This window comes from Devosia sp., from assembly GCF_965229025.1.
Taxonomy (GTDB): domain Bacteria; phylum Pseudomonadota; class Alphaproteobacteria; order Rhizobiales; family Devosiaceae; genus Devosia_A.
Genome location: NZ_OZ245853.1, coordinates 3,771,096 through 3,796,495, shown reverse-complemented (window position 1 = coordinate 3,796,495; position 25,400 = coordinate 3,771,096). Strand labels below are relative to the sequence as shown.

At 60.1% G+C, this 25,400-nt stretch carries 23 protein-coding genes; 9 read left to right on the top strand and 14 right to left on the bottom strand.

Annotation, left to right across the window (positions count from 1 at the left end):
• The 11 genes from ACO06J_RS18435 to ACO06J_RS18385 form a co-directional block, all read right to left on the bottom strand.
• Entirely contained in the window at window positions 1–927 is a 927-nt protein-coding gene (locus ACO06J_RS18435; protein WP_421762172.1) for an NmrA family NAD(P)-binding protein, read from the bottom strand.
• Between the two features lie 137 nt (window positions 928–1,064).
• The gene (locus ACO06J_RS18430) at window positions 1,065–1,751 is read right to left on the bottom strand and encodes a LytS/YhcK type 5TM receptor domain-containing protein (RefSeq protein WP_421762171.1); all 687 of its coding nucleotides are present in this window, start codon (window positions 1,749–1,751) and stop codon (window positions 1,065–1,067) included.
• A 548-nt stretch (window positions 1,752–2,299) separates the two neighbouring features.
• Window positions 2,300–3,046, bottom strand: a complete 747-nt coding sequence (locus ACO06J_RS18425; protein ID WP_421762170.1) for a COG4280 domain-containing protein — start codon at window positions 3,044–3,046, stop codon at window positions 2,300–2,302.
• Window positions 3,047–3,330: 284 nt separating this feature from the next.
• Window positions 3,331–5,922 carry an FtsX-like permease family protein gene (locus ACO06J_RS18420; protein WP_421762169.1) on the bottom strand — a complete coding sequence of 864 codons (2,592 nt, stop codon included), beginning with the start codon at window positions 5,920–5,922 and terminating at the stop codon, window positions 3,331–3,333.
• 53 nt (window positions 5,923–5,975) lie between these two features.
• Window positions 5,976–6,659, bottom strand: coding sequence for an ABC transporter ATP-binding protein (locus ACO06J_RS18415; protein WP_421762168.1), 684 nt, complete (start codon window positions 6,657–6,659; stop codon window positions 5,976–5,978).
• Window positions 6,656–7,309, bottom strand: a complete 654-nt coding sequence (locus tag ACO06J_RS18410) for an ABC transporter ATP-binding protein (RefSeq protein WP_421762544.1) — start codon at window positions 7,307–7,309, stop codon at window positions 6,656–6,658. Before ACO06J_RS18410 ends, ACO06J_RS18415 begins: the two co-directional genes overlap by 4 nt.
• Window positions 7,310–7,314: 5 nt before the next feature.
• Complete coding sequence (locus ACO06J_RS18405) at window positions 7,315–7,896, bottom strand: hypothetical protein (protein ID WP_421762167.1); 582 nt, start codon at window positions 7,894–7,896, stop codon at window positions 7,315–7,317.
• Window positions 7,897–7,975: 79 nt separating this feature from the next.
• On the bottom strand, window positions 7,976–9,352 hold the full coding sequence (locus tag ACO06J_RS18400) for an ATP-binding protein (RefSeq protein ID WP_421762166.1): 1,377 nt from the start codon (window positions 9,350–9,352) through the stop codon (window positions 7,976–7,978).
• Entirely contained in the window at window positions 9,345–10,016 is a 672-nt protein-coding gene (locus ACO06J_RS18395) for a winged helix-turn-helix domain-containing protein (protein ID WP_421762165.1), read from the bottom strand. The genes ACO06J_RS18400 and ACO06J_RS18395 overlap by 8 nt, the downstream gene beginning before the upstream one ends.
• 108 nt (window positions 10,017–10,124) lie before the next feature.
• A complete protein-coding gene (locus ACO06J_RS18390) occupies window positions 10,125–10,910 on the bottom strand; it encodes a hypothetical protein (protein WP_421762164.1) in 786 nt (261 codons plus the stop codon).
• A gap of 21 nt (window positions 10,911–10,931) precedes the next feature.
• Window positions 10,932–11,555, bottom strand: a complete 624-nt coding sequence (locus ACO06J_RS18385) for a hypothetical protein (RefSeq protein WP_421762163.1) — start codon at window positions 11,553–11,555, stop codon at window positions 10,932–10,934.
• Between the two features lie 880 nt (window positions 11,556–12,435).
• Between ACO06J_RS18385 and ACO06J_RS18380 the strand changes: the two genes are divergently transcribed.
• The 3 genes from ACO06J_RS18380 to ACO06J_RS18370 are packed head-to-tail and all read left to right on the top strand — an operon-like array spanning window position 12,436 to window position 15,307.
• Entirely contained in the window at window positions 12,436–13,044 is a 609-nt protein-coding gene (locus tag ACO06J_RS18380) for a DUF3489 domain-containing protein (protein ID WP_421762162.1), read from the top strand.
• Window positions 13,041–13,604, top strand: a complete 564-nt coding sequence (locus tag ACO06J_RS18375; RefSeq protein WP_421762161.1) for a DUF2924 domain-containing protein — start codon at window positions 13,041–13,043, stop codon at window positions 13,602–13,604. The genes ACO06J_RS18380 and ACO06J_RS18375 overlap by 4 nt, the downstream gene beginning before the upstream one ends.
• Window positions 13,604–15,307 carry a recombinase family protein gene (locus ACO06J_RS18370; RefSeq protein WP_421762160.1) on the top strand — a complete coding sequence of 568 codons (1,704 nt, stop codon included), beginning with the start codon at window positions 13,604–13,606 and terminating at the stop codon, window positions 15,305–15,307. Before ACO06J_RS18375 ends, ACO06J_RS18370 begins: the two co-directional genes overlap by 1 nt.
• A gap of 184 nt (window positions 15,308–15,491) precedes the next feature.
• Here the strand turns inward: ACO06J_RS18370 and ACO06J_RS18365 are convergent, their stop codons facing one another.
• The 3 genes from ACO06J_RS18365 to ACO06J_RS18355 form a co-directional block, all read right to left on the bottom strand.
• A complete protein-coding gene (locus tag ACO06J_RS18365) occupies window positions 15,492–17,381 on the bottom strand; it encodes a hypothetical protein (protein ID WP_421762159.1) in 1,890 nt (629 codons plus the stop codon).
• An 8-nt stretch (window positions 17,382–17,389) separates the two neighbouring features.
• Entirely contained in the window at window positions 17,390–19,132 is a 1,743-nt protein-coding gene (locus ACO06J_RS18360) for an ATP-binding protein (RefSeq protein ID WP_421762158.1), read from the bottom strand.
• A gap of 253 nt (window positions 19,133–19,385) precedes the next feature.
• Window positions 19,386–20,078 carry a hypothetical protein gene (locus ACO06J_RS18355; protein WP_421762157.1) on the bottom strand — a complete coding sequence of 231 codons (693 nt, stop codon included), beginning with the start codon at window positions 20,076–20,078 and terminating at the stop codon, window positions 19,386–19,388.
• A 401-nt stretch (window positions 20,079–20,479) separates the two neighbouring features.
• On the opposite strand from ACO06J_RS18355, the gene ACO06J_RS18350 reads away from it, so the two are divergent.
• Genes ACO06J_RS18350 through ACO06J_RS18325 form a run of 6 tightly spaced genes read left to right on the top strand, consistent with a single transcriptional unit; the run spans window position 20,480 to window position 25,302 of the window.
• Window positions 20,480–20,671 carry a hypothetical protein gene (locus ACO06J_RS18350; protein WP_421762156.1) on the top strand — a complete coding sequence of 64 codons (192 nt, stop codon included), beginning with the start codon at window positions 20,480–20,482 and terminating at the stop codon, window positions 20,669–20,671.
• Window positions 20,671–22,080 carry a His-Xaa-Ser system radical SAM maturase HxsB gene (hxsB, locus tag ACO06J_RS18345; RefSeq protein WP_421762155.1) on the top strand — a complete coding sequence of 470 codons (1,410 nt, stop codon included), beginning with the start codon at window positions 20,671–20,673 and terminating at the stop codon, window positions 22,078–22,080. The genes ACO06J_RS18350 and hxsB overlap by 1 nt, the downstream gene beginning before the upstream one ends.
• Window positions 22,077–23,153, top strand: a complete 1,077-nt coding sequence (gene hxsC, locus ACO06J_RS18340) for a His-Xaa-Ser system radical SAM maturase HxsC (RefSeq protein ID WP_421762154.1) — start codon at window positions 22,077–22,079, stop codon at window positions 23,151–23,153. Before hxsB ends, hxsC begins: the two co-directional genes overlap by 4 nt.
• The gene (gene hxsA / locus ACO06J_RS18335; RefSeq protein ID WP_421762153.1) at window positions 23,150–23,704 is read left to right on the top strand and encodes a His-Xaa-Ser repeat protein HxsA; all 555 of its coding nucleotides are present in this window, start codon (window positions 23,150–23,152) and stop codon (window positions 23,702–23,704) included. The genes hxsC and hxsA overlap by 4 nt, the downstream gene beginning before the upstream one ends.
• Window positions 23,691–24,074 (top strand): TIGR03982 family His-Xaa-Ser system protein, encoded by a 384-nt coding sequence (locus ACO06J_RS18330; protein ID WP_421762152.1) that lies wholly within the window; start codon window positions 23,691–23,693, stop codon window positions 24,072–24,074. The genes hxsA and ACO06J_RS18330 overlap by 14 nt, the downstream gene beginning before the upstream one ends.
• A complete protein-coding gene (locus ACO06J_RS18325; protein WP_421762151.1) occupies window positions 24,058–25,302 on the top strand; it encodes a His-Xaa-Ser system-associated MauG-like protein in 1,245 nt (414 codons plus the stop codon). Before ACO06J_RS18330 ends, ACO06J_RS18325 begins: the two co-directional genes overlap by 17 nt.
• Window positions 25,303–25,400 lie beyond the last annotated feature (98 nt).

Below are 25,400 nucleotides of genomic sequence, written 5' to 3'. Positions count from 1 at the left end.
TCAGACCGAGGAAGCCCGAAACGCTTCTAGGCCTGCAAGGTGATTCCGTACTGAGGTCCATTCGATGCCGGGGTAGCGTGAGTTGTCCAGTTGCGCCAGCTGAGCTCTGCCACCGAACTGATCGCGCATATATTGCATCCCCTGCCAGGCCGGGAATGGTGCATCAGCTTGGGGCACAATGCGCTTCGCCAGCCCGATCATCATGCCGAGCATTCCAATAGTGCCAACCCAAAGCGGGCGATAGCGCTGCCCAGACACCTCGCTCAGTGTGGCTGCCAAGGTCCGGACGCTGACGCTGTCACCAGCAATTCGCAGCAGGCGCGGTGTGGACGGATCAAGGGCGGCCGCAGCGGTGTAATCGGCCACATTGTTCTTGGTGGTGAAATCCAGAACCTGGTCAGCGTTGTGCCAGTAGAGCACCCGATGAATACCCGGTTGGATGATCGGCATTTCGGCGCCAAGCATGTCCATGAAGGCACCGTTGAGGATTGAGGTCACCTTGATCGGCGCTTGGTCTGAACGAGCCATGAAGGTACGGCGCAGGTCGAAGTTGCGGTTGAGCCCAGGCGCAGTTTTGGTGAAGTCCGCGGCGAAATCCGAAGGGATAAATCGAGGAACCCCTGCGGCAACGGCGGCGTCCAGCAGCACGCCCTGGCGGTCAATCACTACGTCGCTGAGCCCGTTCAGAGCCGAGATCACGCAAGCAGAACCGGCTAGTGCGGTGGCCATTGCCTTGAGATCACCGGGGTCAGCCGAAGCGATTTGTACTCCAAGGGCCAACAGTTTTGCCCGGTCTGCGGTAGTCGTGCTAGGCCGCACCATCGCCAGCACCCTCGCGCCGCGTTTCACCAACGCCGTCGCGATGCGCCCACCAAGATCTCCACTGGCACCGGCGATTGAGATGATTGGCGGCTCGTTCAAGACCATTGTGACGCTTCCCTCAAATGCTTAGCTATTATCACCTTATAAGCCCTCGGAATCTTGGACTGTCAGGCAATCGCCGCGGCAAAAGGCAGGTGCCCCGGCCTGCTATCGGCTAAATCAGATTTATGCCTCCGCCTCTATCATGCGGCTAGACCATTGGCACCGGCAACAGCAGTGTTGACGGCTATAAATCGGCTCTCCCGGCCCTTCACATAGAGGTAGTCGGGCGCCTGGTGCAGCGCTGCCAGAAGCAGCTTGCGCTCTTCGACATGCCGGCGTGACCGCGCAATGCTCAGGGCTGCAAAAAGAGTGGCGGCAAAGCCGACAACCGCCATCGGCAGCGCCGCGCCATCCTGCGCTTGCGTGCGAATAGCCAACGGGAACGTTGCGAGGCTGAGAAGCGGGATAGTTGCCGAACCCGCAGCAAACGCAATGGTTTGAATCAGTGTTGGCGTTTTCCTGCCAATAAGTCGTTGCGCAGATAGACCGGTCAAGGCTGCCAGCAAGACCCCCAGCCAACCGCCTGTGAGACCGGCCCCTCCCAGCGTGGCACAGTACGCCATGGCAATGATTGCGGCGACACCCGCACCAAGTGGTCCGCCCAGAAAGCCTGCGAGTGCAATGAACGTTGAGCGGAGATCAGAGAATATACCAGGCTGGAACTCTATCGCCAGCAACATGGAAGCGATGGCCCCGCACCCCATGCACAGCCCAAGCAGCAAGCGCAGCCCACGACGCCTGACGGTTCTCAGCCGGTCCTGTGCCTGCAGCCACGCAGACACAAAGAGCCCCACGACGGCGAAGTTTGCGAACAGGGTCTGCCACATCTGAGAGCCTAATCTCTCAAGGCAACCATGGACGCAGCAAACTAGTTGGGCTTTAGTGTCGCGACATAAAGCGGACGAGGCGACACTCAGGGCCTTACGCTTTACGCCCCAACCCGATCGATTTTGCCACGGCCGAGCGACGGGCCGAATATTTGGGCGCTGCCATCGGGGTAGTCCGCGGAGAAGTTCCACGTTGCGCGGTACAACTCAGGTGACATCTCGTAGCTGACCCCAATATTTCCGTTTGAGGCTTCTAAACCGCTGCCCACAGTCCAAGTACGCAATAGCGGCACGAGAGGCGGCACTCTGGCTCATCTCGCGTTGAGGCAGATCACCCGGCAAGGGCTATCTTCTAGCCGCTCGCATCACGCTCCATGCCAGGGTAACGATGCATCCGGCTGCAATTAGCACTCCCCCCAACAGGGCTGGTAATCCTAGCCAAACGATGCTTGTGGAGACCAACCCCACTTGCACAGCGACCAAGATGGCTAGGTTGCCGTCGTCGATGAACATGCCGAGCAATTCGGAGACGATGAGGCGCGGGATACTCATTCTGTGGCTCCGTTGCTCACGCCGGCTTGGGCTCGGCGAGCTAACCTCAAGATCGCCCAAGACGCTAGTGCAACAACTACAAGAATTCCGCCGAGAGACAGGTCGGCGCCGGGCCATTCCGCCCCAAGCCCCTCCCCAGTCCAAAACACACCGAAGCTGGTTAGCATCATCCCCACAATGAACTTTAAGGTGTTCTCCGGAACGCGCGACAACGGGCGGTGCACCACCAGGCCGATGAATATGACCAGTACGAAAGCACCGAGGGCCCCCAGTCCGGCATAAAGCGTCAATCCACGAGTTGAGCCCACCGCAATGACAATGAAGACAACCTCCAGCCCTTCCAGCACGACCGCTTTGAATGCTGCTAACCCAGCCAGGTAGCTAGCCTGCGGGTCCTTGGCCTGCTGAACCAGCTCGGTTGTCTCTCGCGCAAAGGCCTTTTCTTCATCGCGAAGCGCGATGACCCCTGCTGACCTTAGGATAGCTTTGCGCAGCCAGCGGATTCCAAACAAGATGAGCAAGACGCCGACGACGTATTGCACTGCGGCAATCGGGATCATAGCCAAGAGAGGGCCAAAGGAGACAACTAGCGCGATGAGCAGCAGCAGCGCCAGGCCGGTTCCGACGAGGGCCGGCCGCCAACCGCGCGTTAAGCCGACGGCCAGCACGATGGTAAAGGCTTCGACTACCTCAACGAATGACGCGAGGAAGGCAGCAATAATTGTGGAAAAAATCGCGGTCATGGTGCCTCTTGCCGAGCCCGATCAGCCGACGCTCATCGTGGTCCAAAAAAAACTGAAGCGTAAACTACGAAAAACGTCGTCAATGCCAATGCGAGGGCGAGCATTCCCAGCAGAAAAATAATTCTCGTACTGCTCCTCAATGTGCCGCTCCACTCGTGGCTCACGTTGCGCGAGTGAAAATGGAAACTACTCTTCTATCGCGCGCGCGATAAGTTGCAGCTGAACCTGACGTCAACCTTAAGGCACTACACGATCCGCGCGCCAGGCGGCTATAACTACGCCCCCTATTGCAACTCCCTCAAGCGCCGAATTGGCTCAATCGCCGTTTCGCGCAAAGTGTTGGCGACGGCACCCGCTACAGCCATCAACGCCGCAATCCCAACTATTGAAAGAAAGCCCCAGGGAACCGAAACGGCTTCAGGTGGCGGATCGAAGACCCCTTGCAGGACCGAAACTAGGACTTGGGCGACTGCCAGCCCAGTGGCGGCTCCAAAAATTACCCCACCCGTAACGATAACGAGGGCTTCTGCGACAATGAATGTTCCGAGTTGGACTTGACGTGCCCCAAGTATGGCAAGAATTGCAAAACTCCGCCTCCGATCGGCGAAACCCAGTGCAAGGACAAGTCCCGTCGAGCCCGCCGCGAGCAATACGGCGGCGCTGAGTTCTAACGCTGTTAGTCCGGCAAGGTCGACCGATGTCAGGCTAGAACCCACCAGATGAATGGCCTGACCTAGCTCCGTTACGTTGGCACCCGGCATCGCCTTCACAATGTCCGAGGCAGCTGACTTCACCGCTAGACGGTCCGCTGAGGTTCGCAAGAGGGCGACTTCCGAAGCATCAACCCCCGTCATCTTCGCGACATAGGCGGCGTTGGCAACCAGAAAGCTATCGCGTGGTGCAGTCGGAAATTCGCGCACCACACCGACGAATGTAAATGGGACACGTCGATATTGGCCGTCGGCACCCTGGAGCCGTAAGTTGATTGTATCACCTAGCGTCAGCTGAAAGTCTCCTACCGTCTCGTCTGAGACCAGGACGGCGTCTGGTTTGCCAGCTAGCGTCGCGATGGTGCCCGCCGCATCGCCATTTTGGAAATAGGCATTCGAAAGCGTTGTGGCATTGCCAATGAGGGCGGGATCTATGCCGTAGAGGTCCTGTAAGTCGGTCCCGACGTAGGCGAAGCGATGCTGCATGAGTTCGGCACTGTCCACCCCCGAAATAGCCCGAAGTTGGTTGATGACCTGACTGGCGGGAAATGACGTTGTGCCAGTTACGGTCACGTCCGCGCCGTTTGTTAGCAGAGCGTCGACCCTGGCCTGACCCTGGTATGTCGTGTTGAACACGGCGGTTGATACCGCAAATGCAATAGCGAGAGCGGCGAACCCAACTCCGGCGGCGAGCCGCTGCCTTTGCCGCGACAGTGAGGACGCCACGGCGGGTGCAACCCCCGCAGCACCTGCCAGCAGCTGATCTAGTGATTTGCGTCCATACTGAAGCAACGAACGAACCAACCGCAGCGTCAGAAGCGCCGCCCCGATCCAGAGCAGGAGTGGGGCGAGGAATGAAGCGTAGTCGACCGATATGGCCGTCACACCCTCAGTCGCAAGTACCACCTGATAGCCGGTGGCGGCGGTGTTCCAAAATACGACTGCTGCGATGCCGAGGCAGATCAAATCGAGATAGAGGCGTTCCCAGATCGGTGTGGAGTTGGTTAAGAGCGTTTGTCGGACTGCGGCAACGGAGAGACTGCGCGCTGAGCGCCACGACGGAACAACCACCGCGCCGACAGCAAGTGCGAGACCACCAACTCCGGCAACAACCGACCAGTGCGCGCGAGTGACACTAAACAATTCCTGACCAAATAGCGGAGCGGTAAGCGCAGCAATTGCAGCGCCGACGCCAGCGCCGACGATGCCAACGGTTAGCGCCTCGAAAGCCGCGAACCTAATGATCGTGGCCAGTGAAGCACCTCGTAGACGAAGCAAGGACTGGTCGCGCCGGCGTCGTTCGCCACCAGAAGCCGCCAACGTGATCGTGAGCAAGCCCGCAAGTACAACACCAGGGGCACCGAGGAAAAGGAACAAGACCCGCGCATAGAGGGCGTCACCACGAGCAGCATCGAGTTGCGCTGCAATGTTGTTGGCAAGGAGGGCAGATCCAGCGATCCGCGCTTCGAAATTATGGCCAGCCTGGAGGACGTATCGATAGGCGTCGTTTGGATCGGAAGGGAGGTTTTGGTGGTCGAGGACGACATGAATCTGTGTCCTTACGCTTTGTGGTCGGGCGATAGCCTCTGCGTCGAATATTGCATGCCACTCTGGCATTGGCAGCAGCACTGCGTTGTCCGGCGGCGCTTGTGGAGCAGCGCCTGGCGGCACCCCGATGGCCTGGAACAGGCTATCCGCCGTCTTCAAATCTACGATCCCCGATATAGTGATGCTCGCATCATCGAGTCCTGGTCGATGAACCAGGACTTTGTCGCCCGGTACTGCGTGCAGATTAGCGGCGGTCTGCTGCAGGAGCAGGGCGCCAGTCGCGTCTCCTGACAGCATTCGAAATCCGGCGGGTAGATTGGTCGCATACGAGGGCTGGAACCCCACTACCTGACCGCTCCCAGTTGACTGCGTGCCACTTGCAGTGGTGAGCTCGAAGCCGTCAACGTCGGCATATCCGACCAGCTCTTTGTGTTTGGTGGGCATAGCGGCCTCAATCGCCGCCGATACGGTCTCGATGCTTCCACCGTGGACAAGCTCCACCTGCCAATCCACAGGGATGGCGGCTATGGCTCTGGTAGTCATGGTGGAAGCGCTGTGTTCGATGAATGTCCCGAGGTCTGCGAGGAGTGCTACCGCCAGCGCGATCCCGGTCGTCATCCCGAAAAGTCGTCCGGCTCGAGTTCTTACCAGTCCGAATAGCCAGGGGCCGATCATGATGCGAGCCTCTCCAGTTCGGTGGTCAGTACGCCGCGGTGCATCTGCCATCTGGTAGCTAAACGCTCTGCGACCGTTATATCGTGGGTAGCAACGACGATGGCAGTATGTTCCTCGTCCGCCCACGCAAGCAAAATGTCTAGCAGGTGCGCGGCGGTGCTATGGTCCAGCTGTCCGGTCGGCTCATCGGCGATCAGCAACGCCGGACTCGTAACTGTGGCGCGTACCAAGGACACGCGCTGTGCTTGGCCGCCTGACAGCTCTTCCGGGAGTTTTGAGGCGAGGTGGTCAAGGTCGAAACGACGCAACGCGGCTTTTACAACCTGCTGGGCCCCGAAGCCTCTTCCTGCCAATTGCAATGGCAGCGCAACATTTTCAGCCACATCCAGCCAAGGTATGAGGCTAGGGGATTGAAAAACAATTCCGACATGTTTCGGGCGAAGTGTTTCTCTAGCCCCCAAGGCAGGCCAAGAAACCACTCCGGATGTGGGGGTCTCCAGCCCTGCAATAAGGTGCAGGAAAGTTGATTTCCCGCTGCCAGATCGGCCAACAACCGCGATCCGATCGTTGCCACTAATTTGGCAAGTTGCGTGCGCAACTGCCGCTAACACAGTGCCGCCTAGAGCGTACGTACGTCCCGCGTCGCGGACGTCGACGAGGATCGAGCGGTTCGTGATCATTTGACGACCCTGCCGTCGTCCAGCATTACGACACGGTTGCACTCCTTCGCCAGGACTGCACTATGGGTGGCAACCAATACAGCAGCGCCGCGGCCCGCCTCTTCATGCAGCAAACGAATGATGTCTCTTTCCGTCTCGGCGTCTACCTCAGCAGTGGGTTCATCGCAGATCAGCAGGCTCGGCTCCCCTGATATGGCAACCGCAAGTCCGGCCCGTGCGGCTTCACCTCCTGAAAGTTGTGAGGGAAACGACACGCGGCGATGCGATAGACCCAGCCGACCAAGAAGCTCCGATGGGTCCTTGGTAGAGCGGTTCTTTGCCAGACTGCGTTGCAGCGCCATGTTGCCCTCAACGCTTAGATGTTCGAGCAAATTTCCAGATTGCATCAGCATGCCCACGAACCGCGCGCGAATACTGGCCCGTTGAGATTCCGGCCGTCGGCTCAGCCGCTCTCCATTTAGTTCGACCGTTCCGCCGTCGGGATCGTCGAGGCCTGCGAGGCAGGAGAGGAGCGTAGACTTGCCACTACCGGATGGTCCCATCAGGGCGACGAACTCACCGGCCGCCAGTCCAATATCTACGCCTTTGAGAGCGGCCGTCTCTGCGTCACCGTTGTGAAAGAAGCGGTACAGCCCACCGGCCACGAGCACCGTCGTCAATCGAGTTTCACGGAGTTTGCCATGACCAGCCATTGGTCGACGTTGTCCGCGCCCGCCGGCGCAGCCATATCGAGGCGCACTAGCTTGCCACCCTTAAAGTAGAGGTAGCGCACGCGTTCCAGTCGAACCTGTTTGCCGGTCACATCGTTGGGATCAGAGTTCGATTGATACTCGATCTGGATAGCTTCACCCCCGTCGAGGGCAACCGACTTGATGCCAGTTATTTCTACCGCATGCCCGCTTGCCGACATCGCGGCGGCTTCATCCAGCTTCGCACTCTCCACGGTGGGCGCTACCGGTGCGTCGGCAATCGTCACCGCAATCAGGTTGTATTTATCGGAGAAGGTAGCGCCACCAGCGACGTTGTTGCGCGACCAGCCTTCCGGTACCTGCATCGAGAACCCAGGGCCGGTGTAAGCGATGAAGACCTGACTATCGGAGATATCTCCTGGCGGATTTCGTTCGGGTGACACTGCCTGTTCAGCGGCCAAGACAAAGGTCGGCAATATAGCGAAAGAAGTCGATAACACCGAAGTCACGACGATAGCTGCTGTGAGGACGATTGAGCGACGTTTCATGAGAGGGCTCCTTATTGGACGCAAAGCGCCCAGCACCCGCACCGTCCACTGCACGTGTCACGCCGCGCTGTCGTCCTCCTTACAGATTTGTAATCGAAGAGCCGACGCTGGATGGAAATCGGACTGTGACACAGAGGCCAGGACCATTTTCCGAGAGCGCCAAGGTTGCGCCATGAAGGTCGGCAACTGCTTTTACGAGGCTGAGTCCCAGCCCAGTCCCGGGGGTGGTACGGCTCTTTTCGACCCGGTAAAGGCGCTGAAAGACCTTGTCGCGTTCGCTCTCAGGAATACCGGGTCCGGTATCTTTTACGATCACTGTGACGTGCTGGCTTTCCATTCGGCACAACAGCTCGATTTGTGTTCCCGGCGGACAATGGCGGATGGCGTTTTCCACCAGATTTGCAAACATCTGAACCAACAGATCCCGGTCCCCAGAAATGTCCAGCGTGCCGACCAGATCCAATTTCAGCGTTTGGCCGTGTTCTCTTGCAACCTCACCGTAGGCATCGGCGATGGTTTCCAGCAGGTCCCCCAGCCCAAGCGCTGTAAACCGGGAGCGACGTGCACCGGCTTCAATGTTGGCGATGCGTAGCAACGCATCAAAGGTCGCGTTGAGCTGGCGAATTTCCCCTTGAGCCTCAGCCAGAAACTCCGCTGCCGGGCGCCCCGCCTCTTCCGCCTCGACGGCGTCTTCTACAGTGATCGATAACCGGTTGAGCGGAGTCTTCAGGTCATGCGCGATGTCAACACTGACTTGCCTCATCCCCTCGACCAGACCAGCGAGCCGGTCGAGGGCCGCATTGACTTCGGACACCAGCGCATCGACGTCATCATTACGGCCGCTGGTCGCGATGCGCGCGGTAAGTTCGCCTCTCCCGATACGGTGCATCGTGGCGGCGATCCCATCAAGGCGCCGCTGTCCGCGATTAGCGATGATCAGTCCCGTGATCACTACTAGGGCAGTGAGCACAACTCCCGCCCAGCCAAGGCTCGTAAACGTCAGGCGACCGATGGCGTTAGTTTCGCTAAAACTGGCGCCCACCAGGAGTTTGTAGATGCCAACGTCGCCAACAAAGAGACGATAGTCATTGGACTCATCGGTAACACCAATCATTTCGGCCTTAGCGGTCAACCACCCGGCCGCTGGCGGTACCTGCGTGACGTTGCCAGCCAATATCCGACCAGCAGAGTTGGCTAAGGCGTAGACCTTGTCATGGTGAGGCGTCGTTCGGGCGTGACTGTTGACCGTGTCGATAAGGTCGGTGAGGTCGTTCTCTCCGTAGGACTGGGAGATAACGCTGTAGCTATCGGACACGTTGAGGTCGATGCGTGTCGCAAGTTCCTGGCGGATCAACTCAAACGCCGTGATTCCCGCGATTGTAAGAGCTATGAGGAATACCGCGCCAAGTATAAGCGTAAGCCGGAGTGGCGTGCTGGGAAGCAGCCCCTTACGCATGCACGCTGTATCCGGTGTTTCTAACCGTGTGTAACAACTGCTGCTCGAACGGCCGATCGATCTTTGCCCTCAGACGGCTGATGTGCGTCTCGACTACACTGGTTTGTGGATCAAAATGAAATTCCCAGACCCGCTCAAGCAGCATCGTCCGCGTAACGACCCTACCCTCGTTACGCATCAGGTACTCAAGTAGGGAAAACTCGCGCGGGAGAAGTTCGATGGCTTTACCCGCGCGGCGGCAGGTCCGGCGCATCACATCGAGTTCAAGGTCCAGCACTGCAAGCTTAGACCTCTCGGCTTGTGCAGGAGGGCGTCGTGCCAATGCATTCAAACGTGCCATGAGTTCTGAGAATGCGAAGGGCTTGACCAAGTAGTCGTCCCCGCCGGCCTCGAGCCCATCCACCCGATCATCGACCCCTCCCACCGCAGTCAGGAATAGTACTGGGGTTGTGTTGCCGGAGGCGCGAAGTGCTTTTACTAGCGACAGACCGTCGAGTCCGGGGATCATGCGGTCGATGACCAGCACGTCGTATGGCTCTCGTGAGGCGTGGGCCAGCGCATCTTGTCCATCGACCAGCACGTCGGCCACATGGCCCGCCTCCGCGAACCCTTTCCTGACGTATTCGTAGGTTCGCTTGTCGTCCTCTACTACCAGGATGCGCATGAGAGAAGGATGTCCTCGGGATTGACGGTTCATCGCGATAGCGAACCAGATTAGGCTGCGCCACCGCGATGTCGGTTGCAAGGCGTCGAGCGGTCCGCGCCGGTGCTACTAAGTCGTAGGTCCGGAAGTGACGAGCTCACCCTCGCGGTTCATCCAGCTCATGTAGAGCACGATGGCCGCAATAGCCGCTAAGAACAGCAGGCTGGTGACTATAGTGCCGAGACCTAGGCCACCATACTCGACCGGTTGTGAAAGCAGATCGCCGAACGAGGCCCCAAGTGGCCGCGTCAGGATGTATGCCAGCCAGAAGGCAAGGATACCGTTGATCTTCAGGACGAAGTACGCGAGGGCAATCAGCGCGATGACAGCGGCAAAGAGAAGTCCGGTGTTGAGGTACCCGACATCAAGTTTTTCAGCCACGAAGTCGCCCGCCGCAGTTCCGAGTGCGAAGGTGAACAGGATGGCTAGCCAGTAAAAGGCCTCCCGCTTAGTTGTGATGATAGTGTGGATCGAAAGGGTACGCTCGCTCCAGTACCAGGCTGCGAAAGTGCCTGCGAGCAGGATGGTGCAGGCCACCGTGGTCACGACGAGGGGGACGCCAAAGTTGTCGACGAGATTGTCGGTCAGCAGCGTGCCGACGACACTGATCAGCACCACGGCAAGCCAATAGGCCCAGGGCACGTAGCGCTTCTGAGCGAACTGCAAGATCAAGGCAATGATAAGTACGCCGGTCATGATCATCGAGGTGAGCGGCAAGCCGAGGCCCAGATTGACGGCGAGATAGTCCGCAGCGGTTTCACCGACGGTAACCGCCATCAGCTTGATCAACCAGAAGTCGATGGTGACGCGGGGTACGCGATTGAAGGCGGCGGTGGCCATAGTAGTCGCAGACATGTTGTTCACTCCTGCTGGTGATCAGTGGCCAAGAATGGCAAGCGCCTGGGAGAAGAACCCATCGGCACGTTTGTCATCGTCAGCGTTACAGCGCTCGATACCCTTGTTCTGGAGCTCGTCGACTTTCGCCTTGTCAGCCGCAGGGGGTGACGTCGCGTCCAGCACTGTGCGCAACTCCTTCAGCGTCACCTCGCAGGGGACTGGGCTGCCATCGGCATTGGTGATTGCAAATGGGAGGGCAGCGTCGGCCGGCATAGCTGCAGCTGTTCCGCCCGGACTTTCAAGGGCTGCCAGCAGCGCCTGCAGCGCCGGTGTCACCGTAGCAGGATCTGGCGGCGAACTCCGAAGCGCCTCGATTGCGGCATCGGCAGCGTGATCGATGAACGTCCACTTGTCAGTGCTGAGCGGTCGTAAGGCCGCAGCGGCGGCATCCCAGGCCGCTTCGAAATCGGTTATGCGCTTTTCCGCGGCGGTCAGATCGCCGGTTGTTGCGATGTCGATCGTGTCAGCAACTATGGTCTGGAAGTTGGACATGTCGCCCAGCTCAGTCACCACAACGGCGGCGAAAGAAGGCGTTGCTAACATGGTGGAAGCGCCTGCGGGCAGCATTACAGCCATGGCAACAGCCAGAAGCAGTCTGTTCATTTTTGGGTGCTCCAAAGCGAGGGCCTACAAAATGTCAACCCAGCGCCTTCGGAAGTTGCCTGCATTCGATCACTGAGACCTGTATGGCACCTTACAGTTCTGTAAAATTTGCCGCCTCATCAGGCGGAGAGTGGACAGCCGGCGCAGCAAAATGTTAGTCCCTCGCCGCTCGCGCCAGCCGTCGTTTTTGCAAGTCCGCTACGCCATTTTGTCGATGGCAAGCCCGGTGCCAGCAGGCGGTGCTGCTTTCGGAGCAGCAGTGGCAACTGCCCCCGGCAGATCATCTGCATCGTGATCGTTGACAGGGGCGCTTGTCTTCGGAGCAGCCGTGAGTATTTGTGGGGGCGAAGAGGCTATGCTTGAGATACTCATTTCTTGGGTCCTTTTCGGAATGGGAGGCTACTGCCTCACGCGAAAGCTGCTCCCCAAATCTTACAGGGACCTGTCAGACGCGATACAAATCTCCTAATAGATTATTAACATCAAAGGGTTGAAAATCGCCTCTCAACTGGATCGGAGCGCCAGGCCGCAGATGCGGACTGGTGCTTGGTGCATCTAAATCGGGCATCTGCAAAAACAAGCGATGGCGCATAGTACATCCATTTTTACCACGCAGGGGCGGTAGTGGGTGACCTATCCACCAGCAGTGCGCAATGCCTGAGGCTAGCCCCATTGCCAAGTAAAGTCGGCAACTTTCGGCCGCACCTGGAGCTAGAATGCTTAGCAGTCAGAGAACCGACTGGACTCCGCCTCCATAGCAAGCATTGCTGTTCGTCGCGGACTTCGGACTCCACGACCCAGGCCAGCCCGGTTCCACTCCGGGCTTCAGTCAGTGCAAGCCCAACGATCAGCGTTGGGCTCCTGACTGAAGGAGGGGCATATGCCCAAACCAAACCTTACCGATGCCCAACGCGTCATCCTCGCGGCCGCAGGAGCCCGCGACAGCGGCCTGGTCCTGCCAACGCCGAAGTCACTTGGAGATAACCGCGGAACACTAGGCGTCATCCTGAAAAGCCTCCTTACCCGAGGGCTCATCACGGAGCGCCCAATTATGCCTGATGAGATGCTGTGGCGAGACACCGCGGAGTTAGGACGAACAACTCTGGTCATCTCGGCGTCGGGTCTGGAGCAGATGGGAATCGACCCCAACGAGCATGTGAAGCATGAGAGTGACAATTCTCGGCTGGTCGACGAGACGCATGAAACGGCGACCACCGGGCGCCTCGGCGGCGCTCTAGGAACAGCCGCACCCGCCCAGGAGAGCGCGCCCAAGCCAGGCAGTAAGCTCGATGCCTTGATCAATGCGCTTCGCACGAGCGACGGAGCGACCATCGCGGAGTTGATGACCGCGACAGGGTGGCAGGCCCACTCGGTGCGCGGCGCGATCAGTGGCAACCTCAAAAAGAAGCGCGGTCTCGAAGTCACGTCTGAGACGGTCGAGGGTCGAGGACGAGTCTATCGCATTGCGACAGACGAGGCGCCCGAATGAAGCGGCCAACGAGAGAAGAGGTCGAGCGCGAGATTGTCGCCCTCGACGGCCTCGACACCAAAGCGCTGCAGGTGAGGTGGCTTGAAGTCTATGGGAAGGAGCCACCGTCCCGCATCAGGGCCGGTCTACTGCGGCTCGGCATTTCCTATCGCCTGCAGGAGAAGGCGTTCGGTGGCCTCAAGCCCCAAACCGTTCGGCACCTGCGAAAGCTCGCCGCCGAACTGGGCGCTGAAAGAGCATCGAAACAAGTCGGGTCGGACGGCACACTTGCTGCAGCACCCCATTGGCCCGCGGAACGGACTCTGCTCTCTCCGGGCACACAGCTCATGCGCGAATGGAACGGCACCACTGAGGTCGTCGATGTCGCTTCCGATGGCTACACGTGGCGGGGGGGTACCTACCGCACTCTATCGGCCGTCGCAGTCGCCATCACCGGTACAAAATGGTCAGGCCCGAAGTTCTTCGGGCTCACTGGTACGGCAAAGGATCGGGTTCGGGCCGAAGGCACAATGGCGCCGGCGCCCCGACGCCCTGCCATTCACGATATGAAGGCAACCTGATGGCCGACAAGACGACGTTTCGCTGCGCCATCTACACCCGCAAGTCATCGGAAGAGGGTCTGGAACAGGACTTTAACTCGCTGGAGGCCCAACGCGAGGCCTGCGAGGCCTATGTGAGATCCCAGGAGCACGAAGGTTGGCGGCTCCTGCCAGAACGCTTCGATGACGGCGGCTTTTCTGGTGGCAATATGGAGCGCCCGGCGCTCAAGCAACTGATCCAGCTGGTGGACGATGGACGCATCGACATCATCGTCGTTTACAAGATCGACCGGCTGACCCGATCCCTCACCGACTTCGCCAGACTGGCAGAAACGCTGGACAAACGCGGCGTGTCCTTCGTCTCAGTCACCCAGCAGTTCAACACCACCACCTCCATGGGTCGACTGATGCTGAATGTGCTGTTGTCCTTCGCTCAGTTCGAGCGTGAGATCACCGGCGAGCGGATCCGGGACAAGATCGCAGCATCAAAGAAGAAGGGGATGTGGATGGGTGGTGTGCCACCCATGGGTTACGACGTCATCGGCCGGCAACTGGTGATCAACGAGGCAGACGCAGCGACCATCAACCGGATATTCGCCCTGTACCTGGAGGAGGGCAACGTCCCTGCCCTGCTCGAACGTCTGGAACGGGAAGGTATTCGAACCGCGGCTCGATACTCGACTAAGGGCAACCACTACGGCAATCGACCCTTGACCCGCGGCCATCTCTACAAGCTCTTGTCCAGTCCCATCTACATCGGGCGGGTTCCGCACAAGGCGATCTCGCACCGCGGGCAACACACCGCCATCATCGAGAAGTCAACCTGGGACAAGGTGCAGGCACAGCTTGCCGAGAACACCCAAGGCTCTCGGAGCCGTCGCCGCCGCATTGCTCCGAAGGTCCACCTTCTTGAGGGCTCGCTCCACACGCAGGCGGGAGCGCGGTTCATCGCAAGCGGCGCCAACAAAGGTGCGAAACGCTATCGGTACTATGTCGAGGATCAGAGCGGCGAGGGCGATAGCAATCTTCCAGCGGTCCGGATCCCCGCGACCGAGATAGAGATGGCGGTCATCACCGGCCTCAGGGGCATTCTGGCCGATCACCGAGCCCTGCTCGCTCACCTCGAAGTCGCGAGTTCGGTCGAGGCACCTGCAGCAGTGCGAGCTGCCAGCGTACTGCAAAATGCACTGGCCGGTCGCATCGACGGGGAGCTGATGACAAAGGTACGCCAGGTCCTTCGCAGGGTGACGGTTGGTCACGACCGCTTGGTGCTCAGCTTCTCAATCAGAGGCCTCCGGAATGTTCTTGGAATTGCGACATCGACAACGCTTTGGCCAACTAATGAACCTGAGGCTGACGAGGGCTTCTCCGTCACCGTGCCGTATCGAGCTGCGCGGCGTGGGCGACAGATGAAACTGATCCTGCCGAATTCCGGCGGCGGAGGAGCCGTTGACCGCTCATTGGTCACGGCCGTGGTCCGGGCCTGGGACTGGGCGGAGCGGCTCAAGTCAGGCGAGGTCCCGTCCATGGCGGAGATTTGCGCGGCGGAGGGCTTCACCGACAGCTACGTCGGCCAGGTGCTGCCGCTCGCGTTTCTGTCGCCGGAGATTGTTGAGAGCATCCTCTGCGGTACGCAGCCGCCAGCGCTGACAGCCAATCGGTTGATTTGGGGCGGTCGTTTGTCGGCGGTTTGGAGCGAGCAACTGGCGAGAGTCGAGTACTAGAGTGGGTCTGAGTTGCAGCTACCACTTAGCCAAGCCTCGCGAAGAAGCGCTCCATATCGCATATTATGCGAATCAGGCGGCCGGCGCGACCGGGGCGCCTACCGTGTCCCTCGCAATCCAATTTGACACTGGCCATATTCCAATTTGGCACTGAGGCTCCCATCCCGAACCTGCCCCCAGAAGGTCACCTAAGATCGTGCGGCGTCTTTCTGCGGGCTTGGACAGTGGCTACGACGATGCTGTACTCGGTCGCCGAGGTCTGGGGGATCTTTCGTTCAACGCTGATCTGCTCAGTGATATGGCGCTGATGCCCATGGCGGTCCGTTAGGTCTAAGACCAGCAGGAACCCATACCGAAGTCCCGTAGTGAGATATCCGGTCGCCTGACCGGCGTACCGCTTAGCGAGCGAGGCATTGTCGCGGACGTCATCGTCCTTTTTCACTTCGACGACGCTTTGACCGCCCTGATATTCCACGGAGATGTCCGCACGGCCGCCGCCCTTGTCGCGTTCTTCAGCTCGGAACGATGGACTGGCTCCCGTCTGCAGAAACTTCAGGAAATCCAGCTGCAGGTCGTGCTCCACGGGCAGATCTTTGCCACGTCGGAACAAGTATTCCGTTGCCGGCTCGGTGCTCACGCCGACGTTCGCTCGAGCCTCCAAGAACCGGAGCAATTGCAGCACCATGATTTCCATAAGTGTGCGACCTCGCGTGCCCCCATCGCAGTCCGGATGCCCTTTGAATTCGGCCGTGATGGATTGCCAGAGATCTGCAACTCGGCTGTTGCGGTCGGCGCCGGCATGCAATTCGGCTACGCCCATCTTAGCCTCTGCATCGGTGAAGCCAGCTTGGACCAGAACCTCGACCAACTGGCCAATGGTCGAGAGGTCAAAAGGGCGGCGGTAAAGCGAGGCCTCCATCGACGTTCGGACGGTCGCGCGAAGCGCCGCTACCGGAGCGGCCTTGCCGTGAGCCTGGTTGTCGGCAAGCCACTGGTCGATGGCTTGGAGATAGTAGCGTTGCTTCTGGAGGCTTTCGATGACGGCGCCCTGAGCCAATTCGTCGAATGCTGCTGCTCCCTCCAGGCCGAACACTTCGCGACTCGGATAGAAAATGGCCAAAAGTTCGTCTTCGATAACCAGTGCCGCGTTCAGCCACACTTCCTTCGTGAATGATCGAGTCAGCGAAGTGAGCTTGGCCGACAGCGATATCCAGTGGAACCGTTCGGTTTCGGATACTGCCAGCCAGGACCTGGCAGAGTGGCGAGTATAAGCGAACGCGGTGTACTCAAGAGCGGCCCTGCTCAGATCTGGCAAACGCGACGGCAGGTCCGCGCTGAGGCCGTGATTCTGCACGTCGATAAGGATAGACGTGCACAGTGCGTAGAGATTGGCGTCAGGTCGTTGCTCGCTGGTTTCCAACGCCTTTGTGAACCACCTATGCGCTGACGAAAGTGCATTTTGCACTCCATCGCGACTGGGTGCCGCCAACGCACTCTTGAGGTCATCAAGGCCCAATTCCAAAGAGGCTTCGTCGGCGGCGCGATCCAGTTCTGCCAACTGAGCCAGGAGATGCCGGAAGTCCGGGTCGGGATATTGACGAAGAACGGCGCCCGACACCTTGGCAACGTAACGTAGGTATTCGGCGTCATCATCTAGATGCACGTCGAGAAGGGCAGCCTGAAGCATCTTCACAAGGACCGGGGTGCCCTGCGCTACCAACATGGCGCCTCTTAGAGCCTGCGCCCTGCCCCAGTAATGCTCGTCCCGATTTTCGAATCGAACCTTCAGTCGATCCCAGGCCGGTCGCTTGAAGGCGTTGGGGACGTCCATCATCTCGAGGCAGTCGACCATTCCGGCTAAGGCCGGCGCATCGTCAGGCCAAGTAAGCATATCGAGGAGCACGTGCTGGACCTCGGCACTCGCAATCCATTGGGAAAGCCAGCAAAAACCTTCTGCCCGTGGTCCACCTTCCGGGAGCGACCGGACCGCCTTCAGCATCAGTTCGCCTGGTAACGCGGACGGATCGGCCGGCGAACTGGGATCGCCACGCAATATGTCGATGAGAGCTTCCATCGTCGGGCTCAGAAGAGGTAGTCGTCCCCCGTAGCGTGCAGTCGATGGTCGCGAGGCACAACGCCTAGTACGGAAGGTCGTGCGGTGGTGCCGATGATGACCTGAACGTCTGCCATTTCCGACACCACCGATGATACGCTGTCCAGCATCTGCTCGAAGTCGGTATCCACGACCTCCTCAGAGGCAGGGGAGTCGATGACCAGTAATCCGGGGTGGCGACCATGACCTCGCCGCTTCGCAACCTCAACGGCTGCCAGCGAGACGGCTATCTTGATTCGTAGCCGCTCGCCCATGGTCAGGTTGCTGAAATAGTCGTCAGCACCGCCTTGGTGCACCTTCAGCTTACCGCCATTGTCCAAGTGCATCGACGTCACATTGGACATGCCGAACTTGCGTGCCATTGCCATCACTGAATCGGTCAGTTCCGTGAGAATGTCAGCCTGTTTTGCGGTCATCAGTATCTTGCTGACGTCAGTCGCGGCTCGGAGGATTTCCACCTCTTCCGAGGAAACGGCGTCTTCAACGTCGTCTTGACCAAGACTACTGATCAAGTCCTTCAGTTGCGCGGCCTGTGCTTCGAGCTGCACCACCTCAACCTCGGGATCTGGGATGCGGACCGAAAGCTCGCTCTGGACTGCAGCGACGCTGTCCAGGAGCGCTTTTAGCGTCCTTGCTCTCTCTCCGGCAGCCTTCTCAGCCGCCTTGAATAGGGCTCTCGCGACCTTGAGCGAGGTTTCCAGTGCCTCAGCCTCTTCCTTGGCAGCATTGATGCGTTCGTCATCCTCGTCGTCTGAAGCGGGCGGCAGTTCGTTCTTGCACAGGGCACAGGAATTGGCGTCTACGACCTCGAGCGCCACGGGCGTTGTCTTGAAGGACGCTTCGCAGGCAGGGCAGCAGGACGGGCTGAGTTTTCGGAAGGAGTATCCGGCAGACTGCTCATCCTCCAAGCGCTTGATGCGTCGTCTGACTTCGTCAAAATTCTCGGAGACCATCTTCATGGATGTCTCAGCCTGCGCCAATGAGGAACGCGCGTCCCCCAGGTCCTTGCGGGCCGCCATGATCTGATCGTCTAGCTGATCGAGCTGTGATCTGAGGCCCGAGCGACGTTCTGGCTGGCTGGTTGCACTTCGAGCGGCCTTGAGCTTGGTCTCGATGTTTTCCAGCCTCTGGGTCAGGGCAGCATCAACTCCGGTCTTCCCGGACGACGTCACCCTGCCCTGCTCCAACTGCTTCGATGCCGTCAGGGCGGCGCTGTAGGTCGACACCCAGGGAAGCCCGATGAACAGCTGAAGCAGCCTTAGCGGTAGAGCATCCAGATAAATGTCTCCGAAGAGCGACTTCGCTTCACTAGAGCTGGACATGAACAGCGACGAAGAGATCGCCGGCCATCCATGCTGATGGCCCCCAGTGTTCTTGTTATGCGCGTAGATGATGGGAAAATCGAGCTCCTCCATCATAAGCCTATCCATCTCGGATTTCAGGCCTTCACCGCCTTCTCCTTCGTACAATGTGACCCAACCGTCGCCGTCTTCGGACCGACTTATTCTTGCAGTGCTTCTCGCGGGGTTCTCCTCGCCTGCTGGCTTGCTGAGCTCCGTGCGATGCAACACGCCGTCAATGGTGAAGGTGACTTCGACCGCATCCAGCCACTTCCAGACGTCTGACTTGACGCGCCCCGGAAACTCGCCGCGAAGGGCGGCGTAGAGCAGGTTCAAGATCGACGATTTCCCTCGCAGGTTGCGATCGGACATCGCGGCCCATAGGCCTGGGCCCAAGTCTTTCCATTCCCGCGAAAAGGGCCCGTCCCGATCGGACTCTGCCCTAACCCCCGAGAATCGGATGCTGCTGAAGCGCAACTTCTTAGCGCGCGGAGGAGTGCTCTGGGCGCGAACACCATACTTCAATAATGTCGACTTGACCGCGTCCAAAGGTGCACCGGAGTCCTCGGCTATCGCCTCCAGCCACGCCTTCTCGGTCGACGGGATTACGCGCTCTTTTGCCACTTCACGCCTCCAAATACTTGGCGAGACGCTGCTCGACATGAGCGCGGATACTGGGGATCAGGTCGCCATGCAGTGTATTGCTGTAGGACGGGTGTTCGTATTGCCATTCCTTCAACGCCGAACCGCTCTTGCCGGCGGCAACGCGCATGACAAGTTGCATGCGGTCACGGTACCACCCGAGTTCCGGGTGTTCGGTAACGCATTGGTCCAGGAAAACGCTCGCCTTCTTGGCTATGAGGTACTCATATCTCCGGATCTTGCCGTCCTCGGCCTTCAACTGCATGGGCTGGACCAAGCCGTAATAACTGAGCAGCGACAAGGCGTCCTCAATGTTCTCGTACGCCCCTCGCTTCCAGCGCACCATCTTTACCAACCGTACCGAAGGCTCATCCGATTGAAATATACTCTGAATCCGCTCGAGGAGATCGGGGTCGGGCTCCGCGTCCAGGATGTCGAGCAACGCATCGGCAAGATAGTCCGGATAGCGAACCAAGAAGTCCATCGCCATCAGTCTCTTCTCGGCGCGGAATATCTTCGCGACCTCCTCGGTTGGAGGCTCTGCGGCCTCGGACCCCGCCACCATGATGAAAAGCAGCCGCAGCGTATCGCGATAACGCGAGCTGGGGTCAGCGGAAGTCGGTGCCGGCTGGACCGGCACGGCGCCGGTGGCTTCCCCTTCGGTCAACAGATCCATTTCCATATGCGACGCTGCGCCCAAAATTTATGTAAGTATAACGTAAGTAGCTCGTCTCTGCGAATCTTTGAGCTGTGACGATGGTCGTTAGCTGCGATCAACTTAGAACCGATGGCGATCCAGCAGCTTCAATTGTCTCTTAGCTTACCGAGATAATGCGTTGGTCGCGGAAGGCGGCACAAGGGGGGCCACCATTCGCGCCATTCGTCGGCAATCCCAGAGACAAATAGGAATGGTGCCTCGGTTCGCTTCTAGCAGAGGGCACATGTGGCGCGCATTTGAGGGCTGGTAGCAGCGCTCAATTCGAATCGATAGGCTGACCACGCTTTTTGGAGTGCCACGCGATGGAAATGGAAGTCGAAGTTCCCGCTGAATTCCGGGCCCACGTTGGGGCTGCGACAATGCGTTTGGGCTACCTCCACCCGTCGTGGACCATCAGTGCGGCCAAGCCGGAAGCGATCGTGGTGAGTTTGGTGCGGGCCGAGGATGCGGGCGAAGCGAGGCGGGAGATCACCTACGCGCTCTATCGCGAGCGCATACGGTCCGAGGGCGCGCCGCTCAGGGAACTGCTGCTCAAGACGATGGTGGCCTGATGCACACCTGGCCGCTGCGATTCCGTGACGTCGGCGACGCCGTGGTGATGTCGAACGAGGCAGGCGCCTGGTTCCGGGCGTCCCACCATTTCGTCGATCGCTACGCCTCGGCACGCCTGACCGAAGAGGACCGGGGGTTCCTCCTCGCAAGCGGTCTGGCTTTCGAAAAGACGGGCGACCTGTCCTTCACGTCCCATGCCTACCGCTGGAGCGTACGTCGCACGGCGGCGAACCGCTCGATCGACTACGTGATCCTGGTCCCTACGCTGCGATGCAACCTGTCGTGCTCCTACTGCCAGGTATCGCGGGCAGCCGAGAAAGCCACCGGCTACGATTGGGACGATAAGACGCTCTCAGCGGTTCTCAGATTCCTGGATGGCCTGGAGACGGAGCGCGTTCAGATCGAATTCCAGGGTGGCGAACCCCTGCTCCGGCTGGACCTCCTGAACGCCGTGCGCGACTTCTGCCGGCGTCGGTTCAAGCAATCCCGGTTCGTGGTCTGCTCGAACTTCCAGGTCGTCGACGAAGCCATTTGGGCCTTCTTCGATACCGATGACACCCAGCTCAGCACCTCGATAGACGGCGACGTCGGCACCCATACGCGACAGCGCACCGGCAGCGAGGCGGCCACGGCGGCATTCTTGGGCAACCTCGAGAAGTTCGTGGGCAGGTTCGGAGCCGGACGGGTGTCTGCGCTTCCTACCATCGACCCAACCAGCCCGCCCGACCTGGAAGAGCTTCTGTCCACCTACGGCCGCTTCGGCATCCGGTCGATCTACCTGCGTCCGATCAATCGCCAGGGCTTCGCTCGCCGCCGGCCGGAGGCAGAGGGCGAGCTGAAGGCATGGAACGCCTTGCATGGCGCATTCATCGATCGGCTCGTCGAGCTGAACTACGGCCGGGACGAGGTCCTCGAGGAGTACTACTTCAGCCACCTGCTCAGGCGAATTCTCGGTCGGGGCGCCAATGGCCACGTCGACATCCGGAACCCCAATCCTGTAGGCACCAACTACGTCGTCGTCGACTACGACGGCGCTTTCTACCCGACCGACGAGGCCCGGATGATGTCCCGCGTCGGCCAGATCGATCTGTCCATCGGCAATGTACGCGACGGACTGGACTACTCGATGGTCGACCAGCTCAACGCGGCCTCTTTCAACGACCTGGACCCCGATTGCCAGCACTGCGCCTACCAGCCGTTCTGCGGCGTCGACCTGATCGACGACATCTCCAGGTACGGCAGGATCGACCTGCCGAGGCACCAGACCTACTTCTGCCGGCGCCACATCGCCTTGTTCGACAAGGCGTTCGAGATGATCATCAGCCCTGATCTGAAGGTCCAGCACTCGCTGAGCAAGTGGACCGGCGTCGACCGCTGGCCCTCAGCATTCCGCGAGGTCTGGGCATGATACCGCTGGTCTTCGCCGCCGAGGTCCGGGGCACCGATGCGCCCTTCGTCGTCAGGCTGTCCGCTACGGGGGAGACGCCGGACGATGCATTGCTGCGTCGGACGGACCAGAGCACCTTGGTGATATCGCACGGGCGTGCCCGGGCACGCATAGCGGGGAGCGACCCTACCCCCTTTCTCGGCGACATCGTGCTGCTCGATCCAGCCCGGTCCACGATGCAGCGTCTGATCCGCGCCGGGTCGAGGCACAACACCTTTCTCGTCACCGAACGGTGCGACCAGCTCTGCGTGATGTGCTCGCAGCCCCCCAAGAAGACGCACCACGACAATTTCGTCCACTACGAACGGGCAGCGCTGCTTGCCCCTCAGAACGCCGTTCTGGGGTTTTCGGGCGGCGAGCCCACCCTCTACAAGCGAGAGCTCTTTGGTCTGCTGGAGCGGGTGCATGCCGCCCGGGCGGATCTGCGTTTCCACGTCCTCACCAACGCGCAGCACTTTTCGAAGGAAGACATCCCGTTTCTTTCCTCGTCCGCGGGCCGCACGGTGCAGTGGGGCGTCCCTCTCTATGCCGCTGATGCCGACCTGCATGACGACATAGTCGGCAAGGACGGAGCCTTCAGAACCCTGCTCGATGGACTGTCGGTCCTATGCCAGGCCGCGGCCAACGTGGAACTGCGGACGGTCCTGACGACCATGAACGCGGCGGTCCTTCCGCGCCTGGCGCACTTCATCACCAGGTTCGTGCCGTTCGCCGCACCATGGGCGATCATGCAGCTCGAGCGGATCGGCTACGCCAGCAATCGATGGAACGAGCTCTTCTTCGACAGCAGTGCCGATTTCGAGCCCGTGGCCGCGGCGATAGACATCGCCAGGCTTTCGGAGATACCGACGCTGCTCTACAACTTCCCCCTATGCACGGTGCCGCCAGCCTACCGTGTATTGGCTCCGGCCACGATTTCGGACTGGAAGAACAAGTTTCTCGAAGACTGCAAAACGTGTAGTCTTCGCTCGTCATGCGGCGGGTTCTTCGCATGGCACACCGACCAGGCGTATTCGAGGCTCGAGCCGCAATGAGACTGAGGCGTTTCCTGATACCGTCGCTCGCGGCCGCAGGCCTGCTGCCCCAGCCGGCGGTCGCCATCCCGACCGAAGACTTCGCCGCGCCCGACTTGGCCAAGACCACGCTGTTCCAGGCGTTCAAGCTTCAGCACGTCTACCTGCTCGCCGGTCACCGTTCCCATTCCAGCCATGCGTCGCACTCGAGCCATCGGTCGTCCTCGGGCGGCTCCGTCTATCGCGCCCCGGTCTACACGGCGCCGGCAACGCCTGCGACGCCGCTCTACACCCCGCCCGCGTCCGACAGCACGGCCCCAGCCACGATCCTTCCGAGCTCGCCCGATGCGGCGCTTAAGACGCTGCCCGGCAATTCCGACAAGTTCGTCGAGATCGCCAAGCAGGTGCAGTTGGCGCTCTACAGCTGGGGCTACTATTCCGGCGTGATCGACGGCGTCGTCGGCCCGGCGACGCGAACGGCGATCTCGACCATGCAGGCCGACTGGAACCTCAAGGTCACGGGCACCATCACTCCGGAAGTCCTGAATGCTCTCAAGATTGTGGCGGAGTAGCCTGTTCGGCATCGCGATGTTCGTCGCCGGGGGCGCCACCGCCATCCTGGCGACCCCACTATGGCGCGCCGGCGTGACCGCAGCGTTCCAGGAGGAGTATGCCACCCTCACCTATCGCTGCGACTACGCCATGCGCGACCACCTCATCGCCAAGCAGCGGCTCGATCAGGATCCGTCCGCCGCCAATGTCGAGGGCTTGAGGGCAATGGAGGTCGGGCTGATCAGCTGCCAGGACTACGATCTGATGCGGAAGCGCCTGATCCAGTGGGGGCTGTCCGAGAACGACCTGAGCGAAATGGCCCTGGTGGCCGTCGAACAACGAGCCGAGAACCTGGCCGACGTGGTGCGCATCCATGAAATTCGCTACTAACCTCGCCGTGATCGTCGGCATCGCCGCCATGGTCCCGTTGGCGGTCCTCGCAGACGGAATGCGCGACAACGTCCTGCGCCAGGCGATAGTCCGTGGCGGCCTGCTCCCCTTCCAAGACACCCACGTGGCCGTCTCCGAGGATCTGGTGAAGGTGGGCAAGCTCCTGTTCCAGACCAAGGACATCTCGCTCGATCGTAAGACCGCCTGCGCATCGTGCCACGTCGACCGGTTCGGCTCGGGTGACGGCATCGCCAACGCGATTGGTACCGGTGGCGCCGGCGAAGGGCTGGAGCGCCTGGCGGGCGGCGGCGACATCATCCCGCGCAACACGCTGCCCTTCTGGGGTCGCGGCAGCAAGGGTTTCGACGTCTTCTTCTGGGACGGGAAGGTCGACGCGTCGTCGGGCACGATCCACAGCCAGTTCGCCGGCCAGGAGCCCTCCACCGATCCACTGGTGGTCGCGGCGCATCTGCCGCCGGTGGAGGTGGGGGAGATGGTCGCCGACCTGGCACAGAACGACCATCTCGAAGGCGAGAGCGTCGAGGCAGCCGGCGTGGTCTACGACATTCTTGCCGATAGGATCGCGGCACGGCCCGACATCGGCCCTGCCCTGGCCGCGGCGCGCGGAAAGGCGGTGGAGGATCTCGAGTTCATCGATATCGCCGAGGGCATCGCTGCATTTATCCGCACAAACTTCCAGCTGCAGGACAACCCCCTCAACCGCTTCGCCTTCGCCGAAGGGACCATGTCCGAGAGCGAGCAGAAAGGTGGGCTGATCTTCTACGGCAAGGGGCGCTGCAGCTCCTGCCACAACGGCCCCTACTTCACCGACTTCGAGTTCCACGCCATCGCCACACCGCAGCTGGGTTTCGGCAAGAACGGCTTCGGCATCGACTACGGCCGCTACAATTCCACCCTTCGGGAAGAGGATCGGTATCGTTTCCGCACCCCGCCGCTCTGGAACGTCACCAAGACAGCGCCCTACTTCCATTCCGGTTCGGTGCAGAGGCTCGAGGACGCCATCCTGCTGCATGTCGATCCGCTGGCGGGCCTTTCTCCCGAAACCATGACGGGCGAGCAGCGGGTGCAGTTCTACGAACAGCTCAAGGCGTGGTCGGGCGAGGTAGTATCCGGGGTCGCTCTGGATCGAGACGAGATCGCCGACTTGGTGTCGTTCCTGTCCCTGCTTTCGTTCGAGAGCCGTCAGCCGGTTCTCGAGACCGACTAGACAATTTGCCCGACCGACCTGAGGCGGAACCGCGACATGCTGTGGGTAGGGGTATGGTATCAGCCTAAGGCCGCAGTTGCGGATACTATAGTGGATTG

Coding starts and splice junctions, on each gene's coding strand:
- ACO06J_RS18435 (WP_421762172.1), bottom strand. CDS start 927: ATGGTCTTGAACGAGCCGCCAATCATCTCAATCGCCGGTGCCAGTGGA.
- ACO06J_RS18430 (WP_421762171.1), bottom strand. CDS start 1,751: ATGTGGCAGACCCTGTTCGCAAACTTCGCCGTCGTGGGGCTCTTTGTG.
- ACO06J_RS18425 (WP_421762170.1), bottom strand. CDS start 3,046: ATGACCGCGATTTTTTCCACAATTATTGCTGCCTTCCTCGCGTCATTC.
- ACO06J_RS18420 (WP_421762169.1), bottom strand. CDS start 5,922: ATGACGACCGGGATCGCGCTGGCGGTAGCACTCCTCGCAGACCTCGGG.
- ACO06J_RS18415 (WP_421762168.1), bottom strand. CDS start 6,659: ATGATCACGAACCGCTCGATCCTCGTCGACGTCCGCGACGCGGGACGT.
- ACO06J_RS18405 (WP_421762167.1), bottom strand. CDS start 7,896: ATGAAACGTCGCTCAATCGTCCTCACAGCAGCTATCGTCGTGACTTCG.
- ACO06J_RS18400 (WP_421762166.1), bottom strand. CDS start 9,352: ATGCGTAAGGGGCTGCTTCCCAGCACGCCACTCCGGCTTACGCTTATA.
- ACO06J_RS18395 (WP_421762165.1), bottom strand. CDS start 10,016: ATGCGCATCCTGGTAGTAGAGGACGACAAGCGAACCTACGAATACGTC.
- ACO06J_RS18390 (WP_421762164.1), bottom strand. CDS start 10,910: ATGTCTGCGACTACTATGGCCACCGCCGCCTTCAATCGCGTACCCCGC.
- ACO06J_RS18385 (WP_421762163.1), bottom strand. CDS start 11,555: ATGAACAGACTGCTTCTGGCTGTTGCCATGGCTGTAATGCTGCCCGCA.
- ACO06J_RS18380 (WP_421762162.1), top strand. CDS start 12,436: ATGCCCAAACCAAACCTTACCGATGCCCAACGCGTCATCCTCGCGGCC.
- ACO06J_RS18375 (WP_421762161.1), top strand. CDS start 13,041: ATGAAGCGGCCAACGAGAGAAGAGGTCGAGCGCGAGATTGTCGCCCTC.
- ACO06J_RS18370 (WP_421762160.1), top strand. CDS start 13,604: ATGGCCGACAAGACGACGTTTCGCTGCGCCATCTACACCCGCAAGTCA.
- ACO06J_RS18365 (WP_421762159.1), bottom strand. CDS start 17,381: ATGGAAGCTCTCATCGACATATTGCGTGGCGATCCCAGTTCGCCGGCC.
- ACO06J_RS18360 (WP_421762158.1), bottom strand. CDS start 19,132: ATGTCCGATCGCAACCTGCGAGGGAAATCGTCGATCTTGAACCTGCTC.
- ACO06J_RS18355 (WP_421762157.1), bottom strand. CDS start 20,078: ATGGATCTGTTGACCGAAGGGGAAGCCACCGGCGCCGTGCCGGTCCAG.
- ACO06J_RS18350 (WP_421762156.1), top strand. CDS start 20,480: ATGCGTTTGGGCTACCTCCACCCGTCGTGGACCATCAGTGCGGCCAAG.
- hxsB (WP_421762155.1), top strand. CDS start 20,671: ATGCACACCTGGCCGCTGCGATTCCGTGACGTCGGCGACGCCGTGGTG.
- hxsC (WP_421762154.1), top strand. CDS start 22,077: ATGATACCGCTGGTCTTCGCCGCCGAGGTCCGGGGCACCGATGCGCCC.
- hxsA (WP_421762153.1), top strand. CDS start 23,150: ATGAGACTGAGGCGTTTCCTGATACCGTCGCTCGCGGCCGCAGGCCTG.
- ACO06J_RS18325 (WP_421762151.1), top strand. CDS start 24,058: ATGAAATTCGCTACTAACCTCGCCGTGATCGTCGGCATCGCCGCCATG.